Origin of the sequence: Bradyrhizobium sp. BRP22, from assembly GCF_020194175.1 — a bacterium.
GTDB lineage: Bacteria > Pseudomonadota > Alphaproteobacteria > Rhizobiales > Xanthobacteraceae > Bradyrhizobium.
In genome coordinates, this window is sequence record NZ_JADYVX010000013.1 from 58,505 (window position 1) to 84,130 (window position 25,626).

A 25,626-nucleotide genomic window follows, 5' to 3' on the forward strand; every position below is an offset into this window, starting at 1 on the left:
TGAAAGAGGTACCCTGGTTCAACCCTGCGTAGGGGGCACTCCATGAGTCGGGCATGCTCTCGGTGCTGTGCCCGCCTTTGGGCATTGCGCTAGAAGATCGAGAATGCGCGCGAGCCGCGGCGGTCTCGAGGTCAACCGGAACAGTGCACCTATCGAAGCACGCTAGTAATTTGGCCGTAGATCAACCAGACCTCAACTACTGGCGGCTAATCCGTATCAGTGGGGTGATGGCCTCACCGGATGCGTATTCGACCAGCGGATCAAGAACGATGTTTTGGCCGAGGCCGCGATCGCGTTTTTAGTGCGGTGTTGGTCCGAGAACGGACGATCGTGATTATGGCGAAGGCAAGCACGACGAGTGAGACATGGCGATGCCTGCCATGCAAGACGAGTTTCGTTGTGATCAAGACCAAGCTCGTTCTTGGTCGTTTCGACGCTGTCGTCGATGGCCTAGCAATGGCCTTCCACTGACAACAGCTTTTTGAATGGACATGCCTTGGCATCGCGTGGAGTAAAATACCAAGCCGCCATCGGCAATGTTGCGGCGGACCAGAAGGCCTCGCGTCTATCCAGGGCAAGGTTCATCCGCGTAGTCACTCCCCTCGAGATCGCCTAGCTCGACATAGGCTCAGTCGGGCCGGCGCGGACCTTTGGTTGATCCCTTTGCCGGAGACAGGCGGCGCCAGCGTGCGTGGGTAAGATCTGTGCCATTGCGCAGGCGGTGCCGCCGACAGGCGGCCCGTGCCCTCAGGAATAGAGGCGACTACTAGACTTAGTAGGTTTGTCGTTCGCGGGCTCTCAGCTAACTGAGGAGAGCCGTTTGGCAGATACGCCTCGTGCAAACAAAAGGCAGAACCACCCGAGACTGTCCCGCAACTTTAAATCGCTCAATCGGGCCGCTCACAGAAAGTGCGGCTGGGCCGGGAGAACTCCATGCGATTCGATTTAACCACGCTGCGCCACACCCCTCTTGCACTGGCCCTATTTGCCTGCGCCCTGATGGGGAGCGCGCGGGCCGACGATCCGCCGCGCCCCGACGCCCCGACACTGGCCGGCCAGAAGGGCGGGCCCGGCGCCCACAGCGGCAGCGCGCCTACTTCCCCATCAGCCGCCGAGCAGCATCGTCTGCCGGCGGATTCCACCACCAAACACACGCTGGAGCTGCCCGGGCGGACGCTTCGTTTCATCGCGACCGCGGGCTCGATCCGCGTGTTCGACGACAAGGGCGAGCCGCAGGCCGACATCGCCTACACCTCCTATCAGCTCGACGGCACAGATCGCGCCACGCGTCCGGTGACGTTCCTCTTCAATGGCGGCCCCGGGTCATCCTCTGCTTGGCTGCAGTTCGGCAGTGCCGGGCCATGGCGGCTGCCGATCGACGCTGAAACCGTGACGGCGTCGGCCTCGCCCGAGGTCCGGCCCAACGCCGAGACCTGGCTCGATTTCACCGACCTCGTGTTCATCGATCCCGTCGGTACCGGCTATAGCCGCTTCGTGGCGTCGGGCGAGGATGTGCGCAGGCGGTTCTATTCGGTCGATGGCGATGCCAGTTCAATCGCGCTTGTAATCCGCCGCTGGCTCGAGAAGTACGAGCGGCTCTCCTCGCCGAAATATGTGGCGGGCGAAAGCTATGGCGGCATTCGCGGACCGAAGGTTGTGCGCAATCTGCAGATGCAGCAGGGCGTCGGCGTGAAGGGCCTGATTCTGGTTTCGCCGCTGTTCGACTATCGGGAGTTCACAGGCTCGAGCCTTCTGCGATATGTCGCAACGCTGCCAACCTTTGTCGCGGTGGCCCGCGAAGCCAAGGGCGAGGGCAGGGAAGCGGTCAAACGCGCCGATCTCGCCGATGTCGAAGCTTACGCGCGTGGCGAATTCTTGGCCGACCTCGTCAACGGCGAGGCAGACAAGGAGGCCACCAACCGTCTCGCCGACAAGGTCGCCGCCTTGACCGGCATCGACAAGGCCGTAAGCCGACGGTTTGCCGGGCGCTTTGACCGCAGCGAATTTCGCCGCGAGTTCGATCGCAAGAGCGGCAGGGTGACCGGCGGTTATGACGCCTCGGTGCGCGGCCTCGATCCCTATCCGGACTCCGATAGCCACCGCTTCGGCGATCCGTCGGGCGATGCACTGGCCGCGCCGCTGACGAGTGCCGCCGTCGATGTCCTGACGCGCAAGCTCAACTGGCGGCCGGACGGCTCCTATGAACTGCTCAACCACGCGGTGAACCGGGCCTGGAATTTCGGCAACGGCAGCCCTCCGCAGTCGCTGTCGGAGCTGCGCCAGATCCTTGCGACTGACGCGAAAATGAGCGTGCTGGTCGGGCACGGCCTGTTCGATATTGTCACACCCTATTTCGGCTCGAAGCTGGCGCTCGATCAGTTACCGCCCTTTGCCTCGGCGCCGCGGATCAAGCTCGTGGTCTACCCGGGCGGCCACATGTTCTATTCACGCGACGCTTCGCGCGAGGCCTTTCGCGCAGAGGTCGAAGCGATGATGAAGTAGGGCGTGTGTTCATCAGGCCGGCGGCGAACTAAGTGACAACCAGCTCGCGTTCTGCGCGACGGTAGATCAGCGTTTATTAGTGCAAGAGGCGCGGGGCAAAATGAGCAAGCAAGCGGAGGCGGTGATGAAAGTGGCCAACGCGCTGGTCGAGCAAATCCCTCCGCTGCTTCGCAGGAAAGAGCGGCAAGGGCGAGCTGATCGGTCAATTGCTAAATCTTCGTTGCCGGCCATCCGCCGGAATTTCGCAAGCAATCGCGCAATGTTCTAATTCAGGCGCCTGATGGATGCGGAGACAATCCTCTATCGAGAAAAAGATGAATCTGGAAGACCTAATCCGAAATTACGCACTGCGTTATGCGATCTATCACACTTCGGGCGTCGCTCAAACCAGTACGTTGAAGGTCACTTCTCACTCCCTGACCGGGGGGCATCATCGGAACGTATCACTACGTCAGCCGCATCTTAGGCGCGCTATCTGGCGGAATTTGCTTTCCGCTACAACAAGCGCGCTTCGCTCGGTCTCACCGACAAAGATCGTGCGGCGCGGCTGCTGAAAGCCATCGTTGCCAACAGTCTTACCTATTGACGACTAGGGAAGATGACTCACAGGAAGCAGGCGGCTATAAGGCTCCGGTAAGGCCTTCACTGAGCGCGTACCCTATTCGGGCGACGCATAGTTCATATTGGACCCGAAAGAGTGGCGCCAACCTCCCGGAGCTCGGGATGCATGGGCATATCCGCTCATTCGCGAGGTAAAGAACGCAAGCGCCAGGACGAGCAATCTAGACCGGGCGCTTGCTAAAGTGACATGGCGGCTTAGACCTGAGCCGCCAGATTTCGCTGCCGCTCGATAAGCCCGGCGCACACGCAATAATTGCAAGCAGCAAGATCTGCATGGAGAGACGGGCGTATCACATCCTCTTTGCGAGCCGAGACGCCCCCTCTACATAAAGTCATCGTCCTCCCAATCCGGCGAGACGTTTCTCACACGAGCGGAACGTTGCGTATCCCCGTCTTCACTCTCTTCCGCTTTGGAAAGGTAAAGAGGATGTTTGTATTTTCGCTGCCATTCACCGTCGCTGTTCTTGATCCATTTGTCCGGATGCTTGGTAGGGTCAAGCACCATCATCGAGTCACCTATCTCAACAAAACCCAACGCTGCTGCACGGGCTTTCGCTTCCGGATTCACGGGATGAGAAAGGACTAAGGGCTTGTCGCCGTCCGACCGAAGCTGATGCTCCAGCAAAATGTCGCCTGCGTTATCGACGAGGGGATGCGTAACCCGAAAGTCCACCGTCGATGTGATTTCATACTTTCCGGGAAACTGTTCCCGCCAGCGCGCGCGTGCCGGTTCATCTTCGAACACGTCACGCATGTGAGCTCCACCTTCCGTTCGAAGAAGTCCAACGCTCTTATTTCCCAATTGATAGCTGAAATATCGTGCGTCGTTCGAACCTTCTTTCCTGCCATGACTATAGGCAACGTCCGCAGCGCGCCGCGCTTTCAATGCGACAGAATCCGAGTATTGCTTAGGATTGGCGGCGATACGCTCGATTTCATCCCCATAGAAATCCTCCAATTTGTCCTGAAAAACTTGGCTTGAGATCTCGATGATGGGGGGTCTGGCGGTCAATGAGTACGGCCGGGCGGTCGCCGACGACGGAGCAGTGTAGGATTCCCGCGGCGCTAGCTGCATATGAGAAAACGCGTCCTCGAAGCTTCGGCCTTGATCTGCTTGCGTACCGCCGACGCCAGACTGGGTCATTCCATCAGAGTCACTACCCATCCATGGAAAGTGGGATGAGCCATTTATTCGATTGTACATGGACGTTTGCGCTCCTATCTGCGAAAGCTGCAACGGGTACCAGGCTGCTAAGGCCGAGCGGAGCTTGATAGCCAGCCTGCCTGACCAAAAGCTGACTGACTGCAGGTTCTCGAGCGTGTTGCGAGCCAGTGTGACCTTGAGCCCATCTATGGCTGTCCTGCCAACGCACGTCATTCGTGCGAAAGCGGTTGGTGGCTGGTGTTGCCGCTTCGGCTTTCCCGGAAAGGCAAGCGATAGGCGAAGATTATCCCGCAAGATCTGATTGTCAGGGGCAGCTGCGAGAGCCTGCCGATATAGCGCTTGGGCCTCATCATGGCGTCTCTCTGGCTCGAGAACCGCCCCTTTTCGGTCAGGTACGCAAATCACCAGGAACTGTAAGCGAGATCTTGTCGGCGATCTCAAGCGCCTCAGCCCGCGTTCTGTGCTAAAAGCCTCTGCGTAAATGAGATTGCCGCCATCGACATTGTGTGATTCTTGCTTCAGAGCCTCGCGCAGACCCTCCTCGTCCGCAACCAGGGGAGGGTGCGCAATACGCTGGCGCATCGCAGGATCGATGTCCAGCGGCGCTTGAGATTGAATCTAGCTGACGGCAAGCGGACGCGGATGAGTCGGGCGTACGCGCCGCGCGTTTGAAGGGCATGCTATTTCGAGTGCATCAACGCATGTGCCTCCTCGGCCGACGGCTGCAAGCTGACGTTGCCGCTCTCGGCCGTGCCGTCAAGTGCGAGCGACAGAGCCAGGTTGTTGCGCAACATCTCATTGCCTGGCTCGGTTGCAAGGGCTCGTCGATATAGCGCTTGTGCCTCACGATGACGTCCCTCGTTGTCGAGCACAACGCCCTTCGCGTTGAGTGCACGCAGGTCACCAGGTGTTACAAGCAAGAGGTCGTCGAGTAGCTGAAGCGCTTCATCCGCGCGGTTTTGCGCCAGCAAGGTCCGCGCAAGGGGAATCGCTGCGTCAACGTTGCCTGGCTGTTGCTTCAAAGCAGCGCGCAAAGTATCCTCGTCGGCATCCCGACGGAGCGCGTGCGCAATGCGCTCGCGCATAGCAGGATCGACGTGGTTGGCACCCAGTAACTCTGGTCGTGGCGCCTGCTCTGCTGAAAGGCCCGGCTTATCCAAGCCAGCGCAACCACCGAGCAGCAGAATGCCCAGCACCGCGAGGAGCCTAGAGCAGGAACCAAACGAGCATAGCTGCGACCGGATTTGCATCTGACCTGAACTCATGGCGCCCATCGAACTATCGACCGCTGTCCTCTGTTAGCCGGCTGCGGAGACGAGATGACGACGCTCATCTGACTGAGCCTTCTCCTTGGCTGCGGTGAGCTTGACGGATCCAACCGGCTGGACCGTGAAATCGGAGGCGAGATCCTGATAGGATAAAACAGGCAGATCGATCCCGTTGCGCGTGAGAAAACCGCGGACGAAACGTCGGATATCCATTGCACCCAGAATGACCGGCTTGGCCTGGCTCGATGCAACGCTCGAATGGATCTGGCGGAACTGTGAAAGCAGCCGCTCGCTCTGCCAATCCTCCAGTACCAGGTAAGGACCGACAGCGGTATCGCGCAGCGCGCCGCGCACGATCTCCTCAGTTTCACGCTCGATGATAAAGGCGGCCACCACACGGTGTGCATTGGCATAGCGATGACAGATCTGCCGCTTCAGACCGGAGCGAACATATTCGGTGAGTAGGACGGCGTTTTGCTCGCGTTCGCTCCATTCCGCCAGCGTCTCCAAAACCAGGCGGGTGTTGCGAATGGGGATGCCCTCGTCCAGTAAGCGGCGCAAGACATCGGCGATCCGGGGGACGGGCGTCGTGCGCAGCACCTCCTTCACCAGATCAGCATATTCCTGCTCCATCCGGCCGAGCAATTGACGCGTCTCCTGAATGCCCACCAAACGTTGTGCATAGCGCGTCAATGTCGAATGGACGCGCAAGCCGACGAGTTCGCTTGGGCGGTGATACCCTATTCCGGCAGCTTTGAGAGCCGGCGCGTGACCTTGTTCGATCCAGATTCGTTTCGTGTCTGGGTCCTGCCGAAAGGGGATACCGCTCAATTCAATGTTCGCTACGTCATCGTTAAGCATGAGTTGCGTCGGGTCTACATAATCCGCTTCAACTGGCACTCCCTCGACCTCTACCCTAAATTGCGACTCGGTTAAGTGCTGGTCGACTTGGGTGGGGATACGTGGAATTGTGATACCAAGATCAGCTGACACCATTGCCGACATCCGTCCAATGCACTGCTCGAGTTCCTCTTTGTCGATTGCACGTGTCAGGTTCGGTGAGAGGAATAGCGCGATCGGAAGTGCTTCCGCAGGCACGGTTTGCTTCTGAGGCTGTGCTGGAGCTGGAGCCGGACCAGTGCCACTGGCGCTTGTTTTGGCGGCGGTCCTGCCGCCCTGCACACCGACCCTGACAAAGCTCGCTGCGGCGAAAAGTGCGGCCAGTGTGATGAACGGAGGCAAAGGGAAGCCGGGGACGAGCCCCATCACGACCAGGACGCAGGCGGCTAACCGTAGCGCTTGTGTGCTGGCCGTGAGTTGGTTGACGATATCGGCGCCAAGATTGAGTCTGGTAGGACCGCTGACACGAGTGACAATGGTTGCGGCTGTAATTGACAGCAGCAGAGCCGGAATCTGCGAAATTAGCGCATCACCTATAGTCAGGATCGTATATTGATGCAGCGCCTCTTCAAAGGACATGCCCTTGGAGAGTAAGCCGATTGTGATGCCGCCTAGCATGTTGATGCAGATGACTATAAGCCCGGCGATGGCATCGCCCTTGACAAATTTCATAGCGCCGTCCATGGCGCCGTGAAGTTGGCTTTCGCGCTCCAGCGCAGCGCGCCGGTTGCGAGCTTCGTGCTGATCGATATGGCCGTTGCGCAGCTCCGCGTCGATCGCCATCTGCTTGCCCGGCAGCGCGTCGAGGGTGAAGCGCGCCGACACCTCTGCAACCCGTTCGGCGCCCTTGGCGAGGACCATGAACTGCACCATGGTCACGATCAAGAATATGACAATTCCGACGGCGATGTTGCCCGATATGACGAAATCGCCGAACGTATGGATGATGCTGCCCGCATCGCCCTCAGCGAGAATCAACCGCGTCGTTGCGACGGTAAGAGCCAAACGGAAGACGGTGGAGATCAGGATGACGCCCGGTAGGGATGAAAAGTCAAGTGGCGTGTTGAGATACAGGGCGACCATCAGCAGCAATATAGCAAATCCCAGATTGAAGCCGATCAGCATGTCGATCACTACGATAGGGATCGGCATGATCATCATTCCGACCGCCAGAAGAAGCATCAACGCGACCATCAGATCCGGGTGAGCCGGCGCGCGCGTGATCAGATTGCGTAGGACGTTGGCCATGAGGAGCTTTAATGTTGTTAGGTTGGAGCCGTGCGGCCCCGCAATGAAACATAGTTTTTGAAGATGGCTCGCGCCTCAGCGATGCGGCCAGCCTGGCGCAGGGCGTGACTGCGCAATACCATCAAAGGTAGTCGTGAAGACGGCTGGTCATCGAGGGTGTCCAGCCTGTCCAACACGGCCAGTGCTTCCTCGCCGCGGCGCTCCGAGATAAGAGCGTAGGTCAGAATGCGGAGCAGGTCGACGTCTTGAGAATGTTCGCGAGCGACGAGTCGCAATAGAGCTAGGCTCCGTGCGCTCTGCCCGCACGCAAGATGGACATAGGAGAGCGCGCAGAGCAAATCGCGCTCCTGCGTCGAGATCAGCAAGACCTCACCGGCTTTGACCTCGTTTGGCGGCGGTATAGGTGTGAGACGTTGCAATCCGTCCGGCTCGGCCATTGCTAGCCTTTGATCAAGCCGTTGTGATTCTGCCGGAGCAGGACTAGGCGCCGCAGCTCCTGCTGCACAATGCCGATCCCTTCACGTGACTGCGAATCCTCTGGTGAGGCCGATAGCGCATCCGCCAGACGCGCGAGAAGAAGGCCGTGCTTCTCTGGACGCAGAACGTCGGAATGACGTAAGCGCGGCATGACGAAAGAGAGCAAGCTGCTTGCGAGATTGGGGCCATTAGGCCAAGCCAGTTCTGAGCCTGGGTCGATCTCGCTGACCTGGGTGCGCGCCTCGTTCGGATTAATGCGGGAAACTGCATCGATCGAGTTAAGCTCCAGTGCGGTCTCAATCGTGGCGCCAACAGCCGGATCCTGCGCAGGCGTATCCCGAAAAATTGACTTATGGCTCTTGCCCCCATTTGCAGGCGTCCTCTCGATCTCGATGCTGTCGCTTTGAGGCGAGGTCGTCGTAATGGCAGGTGCATGATCGTCAACGTGGAGCCCCCGAAGAGAGGTGCCAGACTCTACAGAGTGCTGGGGCAGCCTAGTCATGACATTTTCCTTCTTACCTGCGGGCCGAAAACCTAATAGGGCAGAGCAGCAAGCCGGCCATTCCGGCTCAGCAGCACGTGTCCCTCCTCGATCGCATGGACGGTCCAGCCATTGTTCAACGGCGCGCCCGTGAAATACTTTTGACCAGCAATGACAAGATAAGGCTCTCTTCCGCGCCAAACGGCTTGCACAGCAATTGATGAGGGGGTCTTCTCCTCTTTGATGGCTACTGCGCTGACGAGCGTATAGGCGCCATTGCTATGGCGATCGAACCGTTGCTGGACTTCCTGCCATTTAGCGAGCGAGGCCTGCGTAATAGTGCCGTCGGCGGTCACAACCCCCGCCCCAGAACCGACTTTGATATTGAGAAGGCCCGCTCTATCAACTTCCTGTTGCAGCCGCTCGGCAGCTGCATCGGTGGTCGGAGCATCAGGAACGTTGAGCGCCAGCTTGGGGACGCCTTGTACGGCAGGGGGCGAATCGGCGCTCATGGCTACAGCATCGTCAGTTTGGACGACCATGGTTGAGACCGTGCCGACCACGATAGAGCTGATCAGGACCAAGATGAGTGCGGCGATGGAAACACGCCAGCTGCGGATTGGGCCAGCTTGTTTAGAGTCCTCTATCGACCAGCGAATGGACATCGCACCCGCATGAATGACGGCAGGAAGAGGGACTACAACGCGTTCGTTTGGGAAAAGACCCTCCCGCCCCTCGACCCTGATCTCGCTAGCAAGGGCTTCGATCTCAATGGAATTGGAATGTGGGGTGATGCGGATATGATGCTCCTCGAGCCCTTGCTCGATGAAGACTAAATCGGCATCGAGGCCACTGCCGATCAGGCTCGATCCGACGCCAACTTTGCCGGTCAAGCCGGAATAAAGGCCCGACAGCACCTCGAAATGCGAGCAATTTGGTTCATTCACGGTCGGTCTCCTGAACCGCGAGCAGAGCCGTACGGCAAAGCCGTGCGGCTCCTTCGACTTCGTAGACTACGCAACGAAAGTGGGACGACGAAGTCGTCCCACTTGATCCGTTACTGCACCCGTTCGTCGGCAGCTTTCTTGATGGTGGAGAGCTCCGTTGAGACGACGCGAATTTCCACGTCCCTCTCAGCAGCTTTCGTGCTGGTGGCAGTCAGAGCGGCGATTTGCTTCTGGAACGCGGCCTCTCCCGCAACTTCAGCACCAGTGCTAGCTGCTGCAGCAGTAGCAGTGCCGGCTGCCCCACCTACAGTCGAAGTACCTGATGCACCAACCTTACTAGCCATATTGTTTCTCCTTCGTTTGAATGTTGCCGCCACTAGCGGCTGCTATTTCCTGGCGCCGTAACATCCGACGTCAGGAATCTTCCGTCTCGGCCATGGCATCGTCGAAACGAGACATTGCAATATTTGCTAACTGGAACGCGACGGATCCGAGAGCGATCTCGAACGCTCGGCGCACAGCGGCGTCTTCCGAATTACCGCTCGGAACGGACGCGCCATTCACAGGGCTGCTTGCACCAGGCGATCCGCCATGATCATCATGCGCCTCGGGCGCGCGCGATCCCTTTTTGTCGCCACGAGCCGCATGCAGGTCGGAATCAACATGCCCAGCGGCGCTGGAGTTCGCAATTCGCATCGGGTTCTCCTGTCTCAATTCGAGCATGCCAAGCGAGGCAGTCTCCGCTATCCTCAATATGCAAGCATTAGCTTTCGACAAGCTGACGAGCCTGAGAAAATGCAATCGGCCGATGACAGATCGTCATTGCCGATTTTGCCGCATCAACGGAACCACATGTGAGTAGTGCGCCGACGAAAACAGATCGTTTGCACGACGGAAACACCATCCTTTTGTGGTGGCTTTCATGAGGCGACCTCGTTGTTCATCAAGCCGACTTTCAATGGTCGGAATGAGCGCCGCGAAGGATGCAAAGTCTTTCAAGGCCGACGTGCTGCAATGTCCCAATTCACCGCCGATGAGACTTCCACCTGTTTCGGCGATTTGCCTCCCCGGCAGGGGGAGGGGGCGACGTGCCGCGAGTGATCAAGTACGATGCGCTAGATTTGCTCAGGCTATCCGGTGGCCAAGAGCCATCTCTCCGCCCTGCTGCGCCTCGCGGCAGTAGCGATCAATCGATCCACTTCCTGTCCTAGTCCGGCGGCAGGCGGCGTTCGGCCTCTGCCCCCTCTACAGCGGTGTGTGCTCGATCGCAGGGCGTGGGCCGGGCATTCTCGTCGGACCATCCGGTCCTGTCGGGTATTAAAGCGTGGAGGAGGTCAGCGTCTGCGATTGAGCCGGATGGCGGTCTATTGGCCTTCGCAGCGACGGAGTACATTTTAAGGCTGATCGCGAATAGGGCGGTGGAGTACAGCCGAATGAAGTTGCGCGCGAACCGACAAAAACAAAGTCGTCGGGTATGGGCGAAACCGGCTCGAGTATGCTGGCGAAGCTTGCGGGGTCTGCTGGTCGGCACAGGGTACCCAACCGCGCGGAGGCCGCGCAAGCTCGCTTAGCTTTTCAGGTGTGATCTGAGACGACGGCGTCGCTCCGATTAGCCGTAAACGCCCGCAGCTTGCATGCGCTCGGACTCAATGCGTGCCTTCAGATTGTTCAGATAATCCTCCGCATAGGACTGCGCCATCGATACCGGCAGGTTGATCCCGGCCGTCGCGGCTTCTTGAATTGCCTGCTTCACCAAGCCTTCTCGCATGGCTAGTTTGACTTCGGGGCCGGCAATGCAGCCAACCGCCTGCGCCGCAAGACTGAGACCGGCTTCTTCCAGCGCTTGCTTCAGGTTCCCACCGGTAATGGCCGTGTGGAGAAGATTTGCTGCTTGCGCCTCCGCCTCGAGTGCCATTGACGCCAGATCGGCCAGTTCGCCCAGGCCTGGAATGAAGCCAAGTACACCGACGGCCGTCGCAGCCCAGTCGAGCACCTTCGATCCAACCTTCAGCACGTCGTCAAGGACGTGCATGAAGGCGCCGCCGTTCTTTTTGGGTGACTTGATATCGGGCTGGTCCGCCATGCCCATCATCATGTCCGCGACAGCGGACTGCTCAGCCGGCGTTTGAGCGGCATGCGTCTTCAAGTGGTGAGCGGTGCGGTTCGCAGCCGACATGTTGTTGAAGAACTGGTTGAAGTCGCTATTGCTGATATTGCCGGAATCGACCGTATGACCGCCGCCGAAGTCGAAGAACTTGTGGTGGGTTTTGTAGCCCGTAATCGCGTTGTTCATCAGACCGAACAACACAGGATCCGAGAGCAGCTGGGAGGCCGCCTTTCGAACCTCGGGGGCGAGGCTCTTGTCATCGACCATGCTCGCCAGCTTGTCCCGCGTCAGGTCGCCCTTCCCGAAGAAAGCACCTTGGTTCTTGTTGATCGTGTTTAGCGTGTCCAGCTCGGTTTGCGTGAGATTCATCGAGGATGAAGCAACCTGCAGGAAGTCCTCTTTGTGGACCTTATCTATCGAGCCACCGTACAACTGTTTCCATTCGTCGGGATGATCGAGGAAGTATTGAGCGGCCGCCAGAACCTGCGGCGGGCATTTGCCGGTTTTGGCCTCGCCATCGACGATCCGCTGGAAATCCGCAAGGCTCAGGTTCTTGGGCAGATTGTCGGAATACCGGTAGAGCTCGCGCAATGCATCGGTCTGGGTCATAGCCGCTGGGTCGCCATTCCCGGAGCCGTCGGATGGAATGTAGTTTTGCTCGTAGCTCCGCGCCCGCTGCTCTTGGAACTCGGCAACCTGAGGGTGGTGATCGGAGAAAGCGGAGAGATCACCCGCTTTGATCTTCCCGCCGCAGCGGCCGTCGCCTTGCGAGCCTATCGCATAGAACAGTTCCGGGTCCTGTTGCAGCGCCTCGATCGCCGCCTTTAGATCCGGCGGTGTGGAGGGATCGTTGGCCAAATCTCCAAGAGACTTCCAATCAAGCGGGCATTTGTCCTTGTGACGGTTCAGCACCGACACAATCTGCAGCTCGGTAGCAGTCAGGGTGCCGCTGTTCCATGTGATCCTTGAACTGGGTACGGGCGCCTCTGCAATCACAGGGGCGCTCGCAGCAGCGGATGACTCCGGGGCCTGCTGATATGCATCCAGCGCAGCCTTAATCTCCGGGGGTAGGATATTCTGCGCCTCCTGCGTGAGTTCCTCGGCCAGCTGCTTAGCTGAATCTGCCGGCGCCGGATCCTGTGGTGCGGGATGGTCGCCGCTCGTGTCTTTCAAGCAGAAGCTGGTCAGCACTGCCTCGAAGCTTGAAAGCTCGCCCGCCGATGAGAGCCCCGGAGCCAGTGCGGGCAAAGCAACAGTCGAGCTCGCGGTTAGTGGTAGGTTGTTCACTGACATTATACATCCTCTGATGTGAGATTGCAGCACAAGCCGGTCATGTGGCGCAGCCCGAGATCGCGACGCGAGCAAGAAGTGTCGATAGGCACAGTCCAGTAGCTCCTACCATTTGCTTCCGGTTGCTCAGTGCGCCCAGCGTTCAGTTCCGCGACAATCTATAGGCACATCGCCGTCTAGATATTCACGTCGTTATGGTAGGGGAGATTAGCTTTCGAGAAGCTGACGGCGGTCAGAAGATTTCACAATGAGATATGAAAGCGGCGTTGCCGCTGTGCGTATGCCGGTATTGAGTTCGCTTTTGTTGTCGTCGATCGCGTCGTGGCGCGGCATATCGGTAGAACCGATGAGCTCGACTTGCCGAACTGCGGATGGTTGCGTTCGCTGATTCGCCCAACAACGACGCAACCTTTCCGCGGCGGCTGATGGCGAACTCCGTGGCGCGTAGGCGCGCCCGCGTCGCAAGAGTGTTTGTGTCAGCTAGATCAGCGCGATGAAGCACGCCGTTATCGTTTATCGGTATCCTCCAAAACGACGATGGCCAAAGGTGTTCAGCGTACCGAGGTTGCTCTGGAATACATCCAAGCTTATGCGCTCAGCATCCGTGATTAGCCGCTTGGCAAATGTTCCCTCGATCCTGCAAGAAGGCCAGGATCCAAAGATGGTGTGAGACGGATGAACCCCCCTTCGCGCCATTCGGCTGTGTGGGGCACACCCAGGATGGCGAAAGCTGTTGTCGGGGTGGTCTCGCTCGGCATGACTCCGCGGCTTCTTAGCATCTCGATTTGAGAGGGGGTGGCTGTTTGGCCAATGAAGACCCAGTAGTCCTTGGCGCAATGCCCGTTCGGCATGACGAAATCGCCGAGTTCTGGCGGCGCATTCTGCGCGGGCTGCGACGGCCCGCCTTGGGATGGTCCAGCGTGAGATAGCCCGTCTCGCATGAGCCCGGGTTCAAGATCTTGCCAAATCGGATCCTCGCCGAAATCGGCGCGATCCGCGCGGAAGTAGCCAATTGGCTGTTGCGAATTGGACTGATCGCCGCCGCCCAATGATGGCTCAGCGTGCGAAGGTCCGGCTTCGAGCTCCTGCCAAATCTGGTCCTGGTTGAATTCGGGCGCTTCATGCAACGCCATCAGTTCGTGCTCAAACGCCGTTGGATCCGCGGGCGGTGAGGGTGTATTGGGCTCTGGGCTCCTGTCCGCTCGACTTATCGCGTTAACGTCCATCCTGTTCCTCTTCTCAAATCACGGAGCGGCTCGAGCCCTTGTTCGAGGGGTCATTTGCATCAAGAACTTGGGAGAGCTGTGGCCGCGGACCTGGACGTCACATTTACGGCTCTCGGCGGCATCACCCGCCTAGATATCCGGGCTCTCATGCTAGGAGCATTAGCTTTCGAAAAGCTGACAAGGCCGACAGAGAGCGTACTGAGAGCCCTTCGTACCACCGTTGCTATCAAGTCATTTCTCGGCTGGACCTGGCGCGTGGGCCGTGCTGCCTTGATGTGGAGCCTGGGACGAACCAGTGCCCTCCGGTTGTCCACCACGAATGATCATACTTGAGGATCCCCGAAACAACATCAAAACCGACTCGTGCGGCGGCTTTTCGATGCTCGGAGGGTTTCGCCGCGCCTGTGCCTCCGCAACTAAGCCTTTGAGCGTTTGGTCCACAAGCGCGATGAAACGAGGTGGACCAGAAGCGAAGACGAGGCCATCTCCCGGCGCCGCTCTCACGACATAGCGCTCATCTGAGATGTTAAGTGCATCGAGTGCCGCCTTGAATGCATCGAAGGTGATCGGATTCAAGACCAGCAGACGGCTTTGCGCCTCGTGCGCGTCGGATATGTAAAGCACCAGCCCGTCATAGTACCATTGAAGATTATAGAGATTGGTCAAACGGTCGAGGAACTCTCGCGGTGCAAGATCCGGCATTCGCCCGCGAATCCGTCCCTTCACCTCCGCGCTGACATTGACTCGGATATTTAGGTTGTTGCCGAATTCCTGCAGTGCGGCCGCGAGGTCCTGATCCAGAACCGTATAACTATAGGGCGTTGATGGCAGCGCCAGGGGAGCGCCGAGCGCCCTAACGACACCCAGCGAAATGAAAACTCCAACATATAGAATGTTCTTCAAGATGTGCGGCCTCGTCGGTCGGATGAGCATTGTTGGTATTGTTGCGCTTGAGAGCAACCACTGAAATTCGTCGCAAAATTGGAAGTCCAGAATTCGGCGCAAATTGGCGAGCGAGCGTGGTGTTTAGACGACGGCATTCGTGAGGCCCGTCAGCTTTTCGTCAGCTCGCTTGTGTAGGGTGCCGGACCGTTCACGGTAACGAACGGCTAATCTGATCACCTGGGCGCAATGATTTCTTCCATGATGGCTGGCGTTACGCCGATCTCTGCCAACCCCGTCGAATGTCTCCCCAAGGCTGGTTCATCGACGCAGGCCCAGTTTCACGAGAGTCTCGCGCGGGCTGCTTCGAATGAAGGCGCCGCCTCTTCGGTGGCCGATGGTGCGGTGGCGGAAGTTCAGCGTGCAGTCACGCCGGCAAGCCCGCTGGGCGATCGCATCCTTCAAAATATTTCTTCAATGCACCAAGGAAAGCCATTTCGTCCGAGTGCACTTCCTTCGGTGGTCGGCGGCGAGCCGGTTCCTCCGAAAGGCCTCCAGCTTGGGCCGGCCGCGCAGCCCATCTTGCCCTCGCGCGAAGTCGAGGTGCAACCGGTCGGCAAGCCGGAAGGTGTGGATCATTTCGAAGCCAGTTTGGCGAATCTGCGCGATGTGTACAACGGCGTCACTCAGGTTTCGCTGATCTCAAAAAGTGTCAGCGCTGTCAGCTCATCCCTGAACAAGCTGCTATCGGCGGGCTGAGCGATCGTTGATGACTGTTGTGGCGCAACGAAAGATCGGTCGCGGCGCGCCGGCGGCGAGGCGGTTTCATGTTTTTGTCCTATTGCCGCTTCTGCTCTCTCTAGCTGGTTGCAAGGCCGATCTCTATACCAAGGTTCAGGAGCGTGAAGCCAACGAGATGCTTGCGCTTCTCCTCGGCAGGGGTGTCGATGCCGCCCGTGTTGTCGCTAAGGATGGGACCAGCACGATCCAAGTCGAAGAAAGGCAGCTGGCCTTTTCGATCGACCTGCTGAATGAGCAGGGCTTGCCGCGCCAGGCGTTCAAGAACCTTGGCGAGGTATTCAAGGGGTCTGGCTTGGTTGCCTCTCCGGTCGAGGAGCGTGCCCGCTACGTTTATGCCTTAAGTGAAGAATTGTCGCGCACGATCAATGATATCGATGGCGTTCTCTCTGCACGTGTTCATGTTGTGTTGCCAAAGAATGACCTTTTGCGACAGGATGCGACCCCGTCGTCGGCGTCGGTTTTCATCCGACATGGCTCTAATGCGAAGCTCTCAGCCTTGCTACCGCAGATCAAGATGCTCGTCGCCAACAGCATCGAGGGGCTATCATACGACAAGGTGGCGGTCGTGTTCGTGCCCGTCGAGCGGGGTCAGCATGAGATGTCGTCTCCGCCAGCGGCTGCTTCGGCCCAGCCAACAAAGTTTACCTCAACCCTCTTTTTGGCGGTCGGGATTGGAGCTGCGGGCGCTGCGTTCTGCATTTTATGCTACGTGCTGTTGAGCACACGTGCGCGCCAGCTCGGTCAATTCTGGCGCAAAGTGGCGCTCGCCAGAGGTGCGAGTATGCCCGGGGTTCAAGCCGCCAGAAAAAAGATGGCCTCGGATGCGAGATAGAGGGAATGCGGTCTCGGTATCGATGACATCCACCAAATCGAAACAATCATGCAACCAGCGATCCGATCGCCTGCGCGAGCTTGCTGCTTTGATCGATCCGAGTCGTTTTGCCGCGCACCTTGATGCGCTGCTGTCACCTACCACACTGCTGCAGTTGCAGAAGACCCCCCGGTTGCAGGAAAGGCTGGTCGAATTGCTGGTAGGAGCTGAACTGGCGTCGAGCGGAGATAGCTGGGGCAGGGACGTTCTGCTCGGACATGATCCGCGTCGGGCGGCCCTGCTCGCTGGTAGTATCTGGCATGCCCGTTCAGTGCTGAAGCTGGTGTCAAAGCATGATCTCGCAATTCTGATCGGAAATATCGGCACGGAAGCACATGCTATCGGTATCCGACACTCATCCAGTGCGGTCGCAACCACGTCGATTGTCGATCCGGAACGACTCTCGCGAGAGATTGAACATGACGGATATGCTTGTCTTGGCGCTTGGCTCAAGGAAGCGTCAGAGCTGGACCGTATGCGCGTGCTTCTCCGTTTACCTGTAGGGACGGCCGCGGAGGCGCCAGCTCCCGAGCACCACAACGCCGCAGGCCACTTGTTGTCTTTGGTTATGGCCCATTTGGCCACGGAGACACCGACGGGATGACTGCCAATGATCCAGCATTACCAGAACGTCCGCAGATACGTCCGTTCGGTCCACTCATACCAGCCGCGGAACTTGGGATCTGGTACGATGCGCTACAGACGCGCGCCTTGGCAGAGCGGTACGTACAGCAGGTTCGCAGCTGGGCAACGAAAGCCTATGAGCGCGAGCGGGCGCGCGGCTACTCCGAGGGCCTAAAGACAGGCTCAGGCGAAATGGCCCGGCTGGTTGCCCGGGCTGCTTGTGAGGTGGCGCGGCGAAAAGCCGTTCTGGAGCAGGAGTTGCCACAGCTCCTCATTGAGATCCTGAATGACTTGCTAGGCTCGTTCGATCCGGGCGAGATCTTGGTGAGGACCATGCGTCACGCCATCGAGAAAAGATATGGGAGCGCGGAAGTATGTCTTCATGTGTCTCCCGTGAAAGCCGACGCACTGATGCAAGAGTTCGCAGCCTTCGACGGAGGGGATGGTCGTCCGAAAGTTAGAATAGATTCCGACCCGGCTCTGACGCCGGAACAGTGCGTTTTGTGGACTGAGTTTGGCAACGTCGATCTAGGACTTGCCGCGCAGCTTCGCGCACTGCGTCTCGGTCTTGACCCGTCTTCTGAGGAAGGCGAACTGTGACCACGCCACCAGGGACCTATGACGATGCGGCTGGAGAAGGGTCTTTGCACGCCGCGTTATCATCTCTGAGATCGACAGCGAAGCGTATCGATACTCGTGCCGTGCGCGGACGGATCACACGGGCGATCGGCACGTTGCTTCATGCCGTGTTGCCAGGAGCACGTGTTGGAGAACTTTGCGTGTTGCAGGATCACGGTACCGGATGGTCACTTCAGGCCGAGGTCATCGGTCTGCTGCCGGACGGGGTCTTGCTCACACCAATCGGCGATATGGTAGGCTTGTCTACCCGTGCGGAAGTGGTTCCCACCGGGCGAATGCAGGAAGTGTCCGTCGGCCCGGATTTGCTTGGCCGCGTGATCGATAGCTTCGGCCGTCCGCTCGACGGCAAAGGTCCAATAAAGGCGACCCACACTCGCCCGCTCCGTGGCAGGGCGCCCAACCCAATGAAGCGGCGTGGTATCGAGCGGGCTTTTCCGCTGGGCGTTCGCGTGCTGGATGGACTTCTGACGTGCGGCGAAGGCCAGCGGATTGGAATCTATGGAGACGCCGGTTGCGGCAAGTCGACGCTGATGTCACAGATCGTAAAAGGCGCGGCCGCCGACGTCACGGTGGTCGCGCTAATAGGCGAGCGTGGACGTGAGGTGCGTGAATTCATCGAGCGTCATATTGGAGATAGCCTCGGTCGCACCATCGTTGTCGTCGAGACCTCCGACCGCTCGGCAATGGAGCGGGCGCAATGTGCTCATATGGCGACTGCACTCGCCGAGTACTTTCGTGATCAAGGACTACGCGTCGTTCTGATGATGGATTCATTGACGCGATTTTGCCGCGCGATGCGCGAAATCGGCCTTGCCGCAGGAGAACCTCCCACTCGGCGCGGCTTTCCGCCTTCCGTCTTCGCGTTGCTGCCTGGTCTATTGGAGCGTGCCGGTATGGGCGAGCACGGCTCGATTACGGCCTTCTATACCGTGCTTGTCGAAGGTGACGGCGCTGGGGACCCCATAGCCGAAGAGTCGCGCGGTATTCTTGATGGTCACATCATTCTCTCACGCGCGCTCGCCACGCGAGAGCATTTTCCCGCCATCGACGTGCTGTCGAGCCGAAGTCGCGTCATGGATGCGGTCGTCTCTGTGCCACATCGCAAGGCAGCATCCTTCTTCCGTGATCTGCTCTCGCGCTACAACGAGGCTGAGTTCTTGATAAAGGTCGGTGAATACAAGGAGGGTAGCGATCTGCTGACTGACCGGGCAATCGCTTCAATCGAGGAGTTGCGGAACTTCTTGCGCCAGGGGCAGGACGAGCCGTCCAGTTTTGAGGAGACCGTCACATGGATGTCGCGGCTGACCGCCTGAATCCCGTCCAAGCGTCGAAATTGCGGCTCGTGAAAGACATGAGGGAGCGAAGCGCACTTCGTGAGTTGTCCGATATGGAAGCCAAGCGGCGCATCGCGGCCGAAGCGGTGGAGCGAGCTTCCAAGGATCTTGCAAGCGCGGAGAAGCACCGCGCAAGCCTCGAAGCTGAGCTTTATCTGGAGCTGGCATCGTTCGATACGATGTCCGTCACGGAACTCGATCGTCGCTACCATCTCATCATTGGACGGCTCACAGCCAAGATCGCATTGGCGCGCCAGGCGCTTGAGCGGGCGCGCATCGGTTTAGAGCAGGCCCAGACGGCGGCTGTTGAGGCGCGGGCCCACTGGGCCAAGCGTTCGGCGGCGAGCCACAAATGGCAACAGATTGAGTGCGATGTTCAGCGCATGACCAACGCTCGTTCGGAGTTCGCAGCCGAAATCGAAACAGACGATGAGGTTTTGCTCCGGTATCAGCATGGGTCGTCTAGCCAAGGCATAGGCGATTCAATGTGATGGCTGGTTCTCTTATGTTGGCGCGAGCTTGCGACCTTGAGGAAATGGGTTCGGTAAATACGCTGGGCGAACCTACGCCCTTCGAGCCGCCGCTAACGTTATCCCGCGGCATAGTATCGTGGCTCAATGAGATCGCCGCTCCGCGCATGGTTCTGGAGAGCCGGCTTGGCGATAAACCGCTATCCATGCGAATGAACCGGCTTGTCTGGCAGGCGGACCGATCTGCCGTCTCGATGCTTGACTGCGTATTTCGGGTCGGAGACGAAACGGCAGTCTTGTCGTTGCCTCGCTCGCTTGTGGAGACACTGATTTCGACAGTGCAGCATGGTCTCAACTTACCCTCCGACCCAACCCGTTCGCTCCTTCTCGAGCTTGCGCTTGAACCCTGGATCGCTCGACTAGAAAACCTGTTAGCACAGGATTTACAACTTGTCCGCATGGACGAAGCGACGACCGAGGGCCCTTACCTGCAACTCGACATCGCCTACGGACCGCTCACGGGGAAGGGGCGCCTGTTCCTATTCTCCTCGCTTGACGGTCCAGTCCCGCCTGCGTTCGGTGCGTTAGGGGCGTTAATTGGCCAGTTGCCGCGAGAGATGCGCAACCTTTCTCCGGAATTGCCTGTCATGGTTGCGAGAGAGATTGGCTCGCTGCGCGTGTCCGTCGCGCTTCTTCGTCAAGCACAGGCCGGCGACGCGCTGTTGCCGGACGTCGTTCCCTATGCCCGTGACCAGGTCATCCTCACTGCGGACAAGTTATGGGCTCCGGCGCTGGTCGCCAGTGACAGATTGATCTTGCAGGGGCCGTTCCGCCTGCAGCCTCACCCTCTAAAGTGTGCATATATGACGACACGATCCCAACTGCAGCAACCGATCCCGCCGTCGGAATCCGACATCGACAGCATTGAAATCACGCTCGTGTTTGAATGCGGCCGCTCGCCTGTCCCGCTGGGTACGTTAAGAAGAGCCAACGAAGGGCATGTGTTCGAACTCGGCCGCCCCCTGGACGGTCCGGTCGACATTATTGCCAATGGTCGATTGATCGGCCGCGGCGATATCGTGCGTGTCGGTGAGGAACTGGCCATCAGGTTGCGCGGCAGGTTGGCGGTCAATGATTGACATTCAACCGAGCATCGTTGCGCTTCTTGCGGTGACGGTCGGCCTTGGCCTGCTGGCGTTTGCGGTGGTCACAACGACGGCCTTCATCAAGGTGTCAGTTGTTCTCTTTCTGGTGCGCAACGCGCTCGGGACCCAGTCCATACCCCCGAACATCGTTCTGTATGGCGCTGCATTGATCCTTACCGTCTTCATCGGCGCCCCGGTGTTTGAGCAGACCTACAACCGCGTTACCGACCCGCAACTTCGCTACCAAACGTTCGATGACTGGGTGAATGCCGCCAAGGAGGGAAGCGAGCCGCTGCGCGCTCATCTTAAGAAGTTCACCAATGAGGAGCAGCGATCATTCTTCCTGTCGTCGACGGAACATGTCTGGTCGGAAGAGATGCGCGGCAAGGCGACGGCGGATGATTTTGCGATTCTTATACCGTCCTTTCTGATCTCAGAACTCAGGCGTGCTTTTGAAATCGGATTCCTTCTCTACCTTCCATTCATCACGATCGATCTGATTGTAACGACGATCTTGATGGCCATGGGCATGTCAATGGTGTCACCAACAATGATATCTGTTCCTTTCAAGCTCTTCCTGTTCGTTACGATCGACGGCTGGTCGCGGCTCATGCACGGGTTGGTCCTAAGTTACGCAACGCCGGGAGGTTAAGATGGATGAGGCCAGCATCCTCACTCACCTGAGCCGATCGCTCGTCCTCTTCATGATCTGGGTTCTGCCACCGCTCCTGGCAGCTCTCGTGGCCGGATTGGTTATCGGCATCATCCAGGCGGCAACGCAGCTTCAGGATCAAACGCTGCCCCTTACCGTGAAGCTCCTCGTCGTGGTCGCCGTGCTCGTCCTGTTTTCTCCGGTCCTGAGCGCCCCGCTCATCGAACAGGCCCAGCATATCTTCACTGAGTTCCCCACTCTCACAGCAAGATACTAGTGAGTTGAACGCGCGGCGGAACTTCCTGGCACAACATAGCGATTGCCGGCGCTCATTGTGATCACACGGGAAGGGAGTTCGTCAGCTTATCGAAAGCCAGCCGCAATAACATGGGAGGATACAGATCCAAAGTGACTTGCTCGGATCTGTGAGCCGACCGGATTCGGAGGGAAAGATGGATCCGTTTTCGAAATCTCGATCCATTCGATCCAAATTTCGTAGCTTACTACGCGTTGCTAGAGCAGCAGCAGACGGAGCAGCCGGCGCAAGCCGACTTTGAGCAGCACTTGCACGATGCGCAACAGGGCAGGCCGGAACATCCGCAGCCTGAGGAGGTACCAGAGCCGAGACTTGACTCCGTATGGATGAGTTCTTCGGGCCGTATGATCTTTATGCCCCATATCATTGCTCGTGACGAGGAGGACCTCATCAGTGCGGGGGCGGAGGCGGTGTTGGCTCGCGGGATGAAGCCGCGCACCATCAAGGATTATCGCAGCGGTCTGCGCGCATTATCAGCGGCGCGGCAGCCGTACGGGTTAGGTCTTGCTGAACTGAGTGACGAGACTTTAAGAAAACATGCCGAAGCCTTGCTCCCGAGAAACCGCGACGGAAGAAAAGGATTGGGTATCCTCCAGAAGTACCGTGATGGGCCTGGCGGAGGGCACGTCGCGTGTTGGGCAAGGCAGCTCTCGGCAACCTGTGGACCAAACCGCCGATTCGCCAGTGCTAAGTGTGGATCAAGAGGACATTTGGCGAGCCATGCCTTTCGGCGATCAGATGTCAGCATAGCTCATTTGTCGGCTAGAATCATGCAGGTGCGTGGTTCGGGCCGGTGCTCTCCGTGAACTGGTCACATCTCGCCGCCGTACAGGTGTGGCCTTGATAGGTGATTGAAGCCGACGTGATCCGCCATTTCGCGTCAAGGAACGTGTCGCTCAGCAAGGTTTGGAACGAACCCAGCCGATCTTTGCAGCCCTGTCGACATCTCACATCATGGTACGGCGAGCTGGGCCGGCTCGATTGCTGAAGAGCGAGAAACGGACGTCAGATGTATGGTTTGTCACAGGCCGAGACGCAAGCTCTGATCCAGACGGCCATCGAGTTCGTCATTGCAGCCGGCCTTGCTGGGGCCCGGGCGCTCGGCATTATGTTGGTGCTTCCGGTATTTACGCGGCCGCACATTAGCGGACTGATCCGTGCAAGCTTGACGATCGTTATTGGACTGCCTTGTCTGGCGCATATCAAGGATGGCCTGCAGACACTAGATCCGGGAAGCCGTATGATCGCTGTCTCGCTCCTCGGTCTCAAGGAGATATTCATCGGTCTGCTGTTCGGCATCTTGCTGAGCATACCGCTATGGAGCATCCAGGCAGTTGGTGACATCATCGACACCCAGCGAGGTATTTCGAGCCAGGTGGACGATCCGGCGACACGCAGCCAAGCTTCGGCGACGGGTCTTTTTCTCGGGACTGCCGCTGTTACGATTTTCGTTCTGTCAGGTGGTTTGCGGACGATGGTCAGATGCCTCTATGGCAGCTATCTGATCTGGCCCGTGTATCGGCTATTGCCTTCCCTGACGAAGCAAGGGGCAATGGAATTTGTAGCGCTTCTCGACCACATCATGCATACGACACTGCTCGTCGCTGGGCCCGTGCTGGCTCTGCTGCTCCTGATCGAGGTAGCGCTCATGTTGCTCGGGCGCTTTGCGCCGCAAATCAAGCTGAATGATCTCTCCCCGACCATCAAGAATGTCGCCTTTGGCGTCATCATGCTCAGCTACACCGTCTACCTCATCGAATACATGGGAGCAGAGATCGTCCACTTCAACGGCGTGCTGGAGTGGCTTGACAAGTTCTTGAAATGAACGACTCCAGCGAAGAAAAGAAGCTTCCACCAACTCCGAAGAAGCTGCGGGACGCGCGCAAGAAAGGGCAGAGCCCGCGCAGCGCCGACTTTGTGAGCGCGGCCAGCATTTGCGCCGGTCTCGGCTGCCTATGCTTCAGAGCGGGCGCGATCGAAGACGGGTGGCGTGAAGCGGTACAGCTCATCGACAAGCTGCAGGCGGAGCCCTTCAATAGTGCGGTCCGCCAGGCGCTGGTCGGATTGATCGACCTTTCTATGGCGACCGTCGCGCCAATCATCGGAGCGGCGGTGGTCGCAGCCGTCCTGGCCAGTGTCTTGGGCACGGGCGGGCTGACGTTTTCCGTCGAGCCGCTGAAACCAAGCTTCGAGAAGCTAGATCCTGTAAAAGGGTTGAAACGGATTGTCTCTCAGCGATCACTTGTCGAGCTTGGCAAGTCGCTAATCAAAGTGTTCGTTCTCGGCGCAACCCTCTTTCTCACTGTGGTCGCAAGTTGGAAAGCGCTGGTGTACTTGCCTGTCTGCGGTTTGGGTTGTTTCGGTTTTGTCTTCAACGAGCTCGAAGCTCTGATCGCGATTGCGGCCGGCGCCTTTCTGATCGGCGGGTTGACTGATATACTAATTCAGCGCTGGTTATTTTTGCGCGACATGCGCATGACAGAGAGCGAAGCGAAGCGCGAGTCTAAAGAACAGGAAGGCAATCCGCAAATAAAGGGTGAACACCGTCGGCTCCGTCGGGAATCGGCGAACGAGTCACCGCTTGGCATCCACCGGGCCACGTTGATAGTGACGGGGCCCGCGATGTTGATTGGGCTGCGCTACGTTCGTGGTGAGACCGGCGTCCCGGTAATGGTGTGCCGCGGCGAGGGCGAAGTTGCTTTGCGACTGATCGGTGAGGCGCGGGCGCTGCGTCTGAGCATTTTCGAGGACCCTGTCTTGGCGCGTCAGCTGATCAAGGCCACGATGGGGAAGGCCGTTCCGATGGATTGTTTCGAGAGGGCTGCAAAGGCAGTCTTTGCCGCCGGCCTGGTCTAGCTTGGCTGCGCAAAATCGACGCGTTCGGGCCTTTGATCAAAACCCAAGTCACCGAACCTGATGTGCAAGGGGCAGCGAACGGCGGGCTTCTAGGGGGCTCGTCTGCTAATTGCGAGACGGCCATTGAGCAGAATATCAACCAACGGCGCTCAGGGCTCACGAGCCGCTCACGGCGCTTCTGGCGGAACCCTGTTCTGAGTTCCATCTTCCAAGTTGCTCTTGGTGCTCGGCGTAGGGCTCCCGCGTGGACTAAGGGGAAGCGCCGCGCGATCGCCACTCGTTGGCATGACAGCTCTATTGCCTAGTAAGTCGCCGGGATCGTTGACCATCACTGCGAGGTTATTCCGGATCGAGCAGCCAAGCGTTGGATTGAAAGAATTGTCGTTTACTGAAGGGCCAGCGATCGAAAGCGGTAGACAGACGGCAGGATGTGCTTCGTAGGTGATCGCCTCGATCCGTACGCCGAAGTGCGCCGGCCGATCGACGGGGGGAGCGGACAGGCGGATATTGTAAGGGGCAATGCCCATCGCGCGGGCCTCATGGGCCACCTGCGCAATGAGCCGGGGTGAGCCAGTGAGATCGAGATGGAGTGCATCCCGCCGATCGCGGCTGGCGTCCGCGATGAAATCCCGCAGACGATACCTCTCGGCGCGACGAAGGCCCGGTAGCAGCAAGACAGCGGTCTTCTGCTCCACCTCGATGGCTTGGTTGGCCGGCCCAGAATAGATCGCAGCACCATTTGTGCATCCGCCTACGACCGCCGTAACAGCGATCAAATAGCACAGGTGTCGCAAGCTCATTCGC

The 25,626-nt window shown here is 58.6% G+C and carries 25 protein-coding genes and 1 pseudogene; 14 read left to right on the top strand and 12 right to left on the bottom strand.

The features are described 5' to 3' along the window. The first annotated feature begins 933 nt into the window (after nt 1-933). The 3 genes and pseudogenes from I6F35_RS18255 to I6F35_RS18265 all read left to right on the top strand — a co-directional run. Nucleotides 934-2,502, top strand: coding sequence for a peptidase S10 (locus I6F35_RS18255; RefSeq protein ID WP_208829603.1), 1,569 nt, complete (start codon nt 934-936; stop codon nt 2,500-2,502). 100 nt (nt 2,503-2,602) lie between these two features. Next, entirely contained in the window at nt 2,603-2,770 is a 168-nt protein-coding gene (locus I6F35_RS18260) for a hypothetical protein (RefSeq protein ID WP_225119073.1), read from the top strand. Between the two features lie 201 nt (nt 2,771-2,971). Then, nucleotides 2,972-3,088, top strand: a pseudogene (locus I6F35_RS18265) (IS1595 family transposase); the annotation flags it as partial. A 357-nt stretch (nt 3,089-3,445) separates the two neighbouring features. Here the strand turns inward: I6F35_RS18265 and I6F35_RS18270 are convergent. The 11 genes from I6F35_RS18270 to I6F35_RS18320 form a co-directional block, all read right to left on the bottom strand. Beyond that, nucleotides 3,446-4,267, bottom strand: a complete 822-nt coding sequence (locus I6F35_RS18270) for an Effector protein NopP (RefSeq protein ID WP_225119074.1) — start codon at nt 4,265-4,267, stop codon at nt 3,446-3,448. Between the two features lie 701 nt (nt 4,268-4,968). After that, entirely contained in the window at nt 4,969-5,484 is a 516-nt protein-coding gene (locus I6F35_RS18275; RefSeq protein ID WP_225119075.1) for a tetratricopeptide repeat protein, read from the bottom strand. A 102-nt stretch (nt 5,485-5,586) separates the two neighbouring features. Further along, a complete protein-coding gene (sctV, locus tag I6F35_RS18280; RefSeq protein WP_225119076.1) occupies nt 5,587-7,704 on the bottom strand; it encodes a type III secretion system export apparatus subunit SctV in 2,118 nt (705 codons plus the stop codon). Between the two features lie 17 nt (nt 7,705-7,721). Beyond that, complete coding sequence (locus tag I6F35_RS18285) at nt 7,722-8,141, bottom strand: hypothetical protein (RefSeq protein WP_225119077.1); 420 nt, start codon at nt 8,139-8,141, stop codon at nt 7,722-7,724. Between the two features lie 2 nt (nt 8,142-8,143). Then, nucleotides 8,144-8,683 (bottom strand): hypothetical protein, encoded by a 540-nt coding sequence (locus I6F35_RS18290; RefSeq protein WP_225119078.1) that lies wholly within the window; start codon nt 8,681-8,683, stop codon nt 8,144-8,146. Between the two features lie 32 nt (nt 8,684-8,715). Next, entirely contained in the window at nt 8,716-9,609 is an 894-nt protein-coding gene (locus I6F35_RS18295; RefSeq protein WP_225119079.1) for an EscD/YscD/HrpQ family type III secretion system periplasmic domain-containing protein, read from the bottom strand. A 110-nt stretch (nt 9,610-9,719) separates the two neighbouring features. Further along, nucleotides 9,720-9,953 carry a nodulation protein NopA gene (locus I6F35_RS18300; RefSeq protein ID WP_208829595.1) on the bottom strand — a complete coding sequence of 78 codons (234 nt, stop codon included), beginning with the start codon at nt 9,951-9,953 and terminating at the stop codon, nt 9,720-9,722. A 70-nt stretch (nt 9,954-10,023) separates the two neighbouring features. Then, nucleotides 10,024-10,305, bottom strand: a complete 282-nt coding sequence (locus I6F35_RS18305) for a nodulation protein NopC (protein ID WP_225119080.1) — start codon at nt 10,303-10,305, stop codon at nt 10,024-10,026. A 913-nt stretch (nt 10,306-11,218) separates the two neighbouring features. Beyond that, nucleotides 11,219-13,009, bottom strand: coding sequence for an HrpF/NolX family T3SS translocon protein (locus I6F35_RS18310; RefSeq protein ID WP_225119081.1), 1,791 nt, complete (start codon nt 13,007-13,009; stop codon nt 11,219-11,221). Between the two features lie 605 nt (nt 13,010-13,614). Then, nucleotides 13,615-14,139: a hypothetical protein gene (locus I6F35_RS18315; RefSeq protein WP_225119082.1), complete on the bottom strand. Its 525-nt coding sequence runs from the start codon at nt 14,137-14,139 to the stop codon at nt 13,615-13,617. A gap of 324 nt (nt 14,140-14,463) precedes the next feature. Continuing rightward, complete coding sequence (locus tag I6F35_RS18320; RefSeq protein ID WP_346283176.1) at nt 14,464-15,135, bottom strand: secretin N-terminal domain-containing protein; 672 nt, start codon at nt 15,133-15,135, stop codon at nt 14,464-14,466. A 240-nt stretch (nt 15,136-15,375) separates the two neighbouring features. Between I6F35_RS18320 and I6F35_RS18325 the strand changes: the two genes are divergently transcribed. From I6F35_RS18325 to I6F35_RS18375, 11 genes are all read left to right on the top strand, one after another. Next, nucleotides 15,376-15,873: a nodulation protein NolB gene (locus I6F35_RS18325; protein ID WP_225119084.1), complete on the top strand. Its 498-nt coding sequence runs from the start codon at nt 15,376-15,378 to the stop codon at nt 15,871-15,873. A 10-nt stretch (nt 15,874-15,883) separates the two neighbouring features. Beyond that, nucleotides 15,884-16,747, top strand: a complete 864-nt coding sequence (gene sctJ, locus I6F35_RS18330; protein ID WP_225119085.1) for a type III secretion inner membrane ring lipoprotein SctJ — start codon at nt 15,884-15,886, stop codon at nt 16,745-16,747. 22 nt (nt 16,748-16,769) lie between these two features. Next, complete coding sequence (locus tag I6F35_RS18335) at nt 16,770-17,390, top strand: nodulation protein NolU (protein WP_225119086.1); 621 nt, start codon at nt 16,770-16,772, stop codon at nt 17,388-17,390. Further along, entirely contained in the window at nt 17,387-18,010 is a 624-nt protein-coding gene (gene sctL / locus I6F35_RS18340) for a type III secretion system stator protein SctL (RefSeq protein WP_225119087.1), read from the top strand. Before I6F35_RS18335 ends, sctL begins: the two co-directional genes overlap by 4 nt. Beyond that, nucleotides 18,007-19,362: a type III secretion system ATPase SctN gene (gene sctN / locus I6F35_RS18345; protein WP_225119088.1), complete on the top strand. Its 1,356-nt coding sequence runs from the start codon at nt 18,007-18,009 to the stop codon at nt 19,360-19,362. Before sctL ends, sctN begins: the two co-directional genes overlap by 4 nt. Beyond that, the gene (locus I6F35_RS18350; protein WP_225119089.1) at nt 19,338-19,874 is read left to right on the top strand and encodes a hypothetical protein; all 537 of its coding nucleotides are present in this window, start codon (nt 19,338-19,340) and stop codon (nt 19,872-19,874) included. The genes sctN and I6F35_RS18350 overlap by 25 nt, the downstream gene beginning before the upstream one ends. Before the next feature lie 44 nt (nt 19,875-19,918). Further along, a complete protein-coding gene (gene sctQ / locus I6F35_RS18355) occupies nt 19,919-20,992 on the top strand; it encodes a type III secretion system cytoplasmic ring protein SctQ (protein WP_225119133.1) in 1,074 nt (357 codons plus the stop codon). Beyond that, nucleotides 20,985-21,650, top strand: a complete 666-nt coding sequence (gene sctR / locus I6F35_RS18360) for a type III secretion system export apparatus subunit SctR (RefSeq protein WP_225119090.1) — start codon at nt 20,985-20,987, stop codon at nt 21,648-21,650. Before sctQ ends, sctR begins: the two co-directional genes overlap by 8 nt. A 1-nt stretch (nt 21,651) precedes the next feature. Beyond that, complete coding sequence (locus I6F35_RS18365) at nt 21,652-21,927, top strand: flagellar biosynthetic protein FliQ (protein ID WP_208829583.1); 276 nt, start codon at nt 21,652-21,654, stop codon at nt 21,925-21,927. A gap of 1,048 nt (nt 21,928-22,975) precedes the next feature. Continuing rightward, nucleotides 22,976-23,791 carry a type III secretion system export apparatus subunit SctT gene (gene sctT / locus I6F35_RS18370; RefSeq protein WP_225119091.1) on the top strand — a complete coding sequence of 272 codons (816 nt, stop codon included), beginning with the start codon at nt 22,976-22,978 and terminating at the stop codon, nt 23,789-23,791. Continuing rightward, the gene (locus tag I6F35_RS18375; RefSeq protein WP_225119092.1) at nt 23,788-24,822 is read left to right on the top strand and encodes an EscU/YscU/HrcU family type III secretion system export apparatus switch protein; all 1,035 of its coding nucleotides are present in this window, start codon (nt 23,788-23,790) and stop codon (nt 24,820-24,822) included. Before sctT ends, I6F35_RS18375 begins: the two co-directional genes overlap by 4 nt. A gap of 167 nt (nt 24,823-24,989) precedes the next feature. Here I6F35_RS18375 and I6F35_RS18380 read toward each other — a convergent pair whose 3' ends face one another. Continuing rightward, nucleotides 24,990-25,622, bottom strand: coding sequence for a CpaD family pilus assembly lipoprotein (locus tag I6F35_RS18380; protein WP_225119093.1), 633 nt, complete (start codon nt 25,620-25,622; stop codon nt 24,990-24,992). Nucleotides 25,623-25,626: the final 4 nt, after the last annotated feature.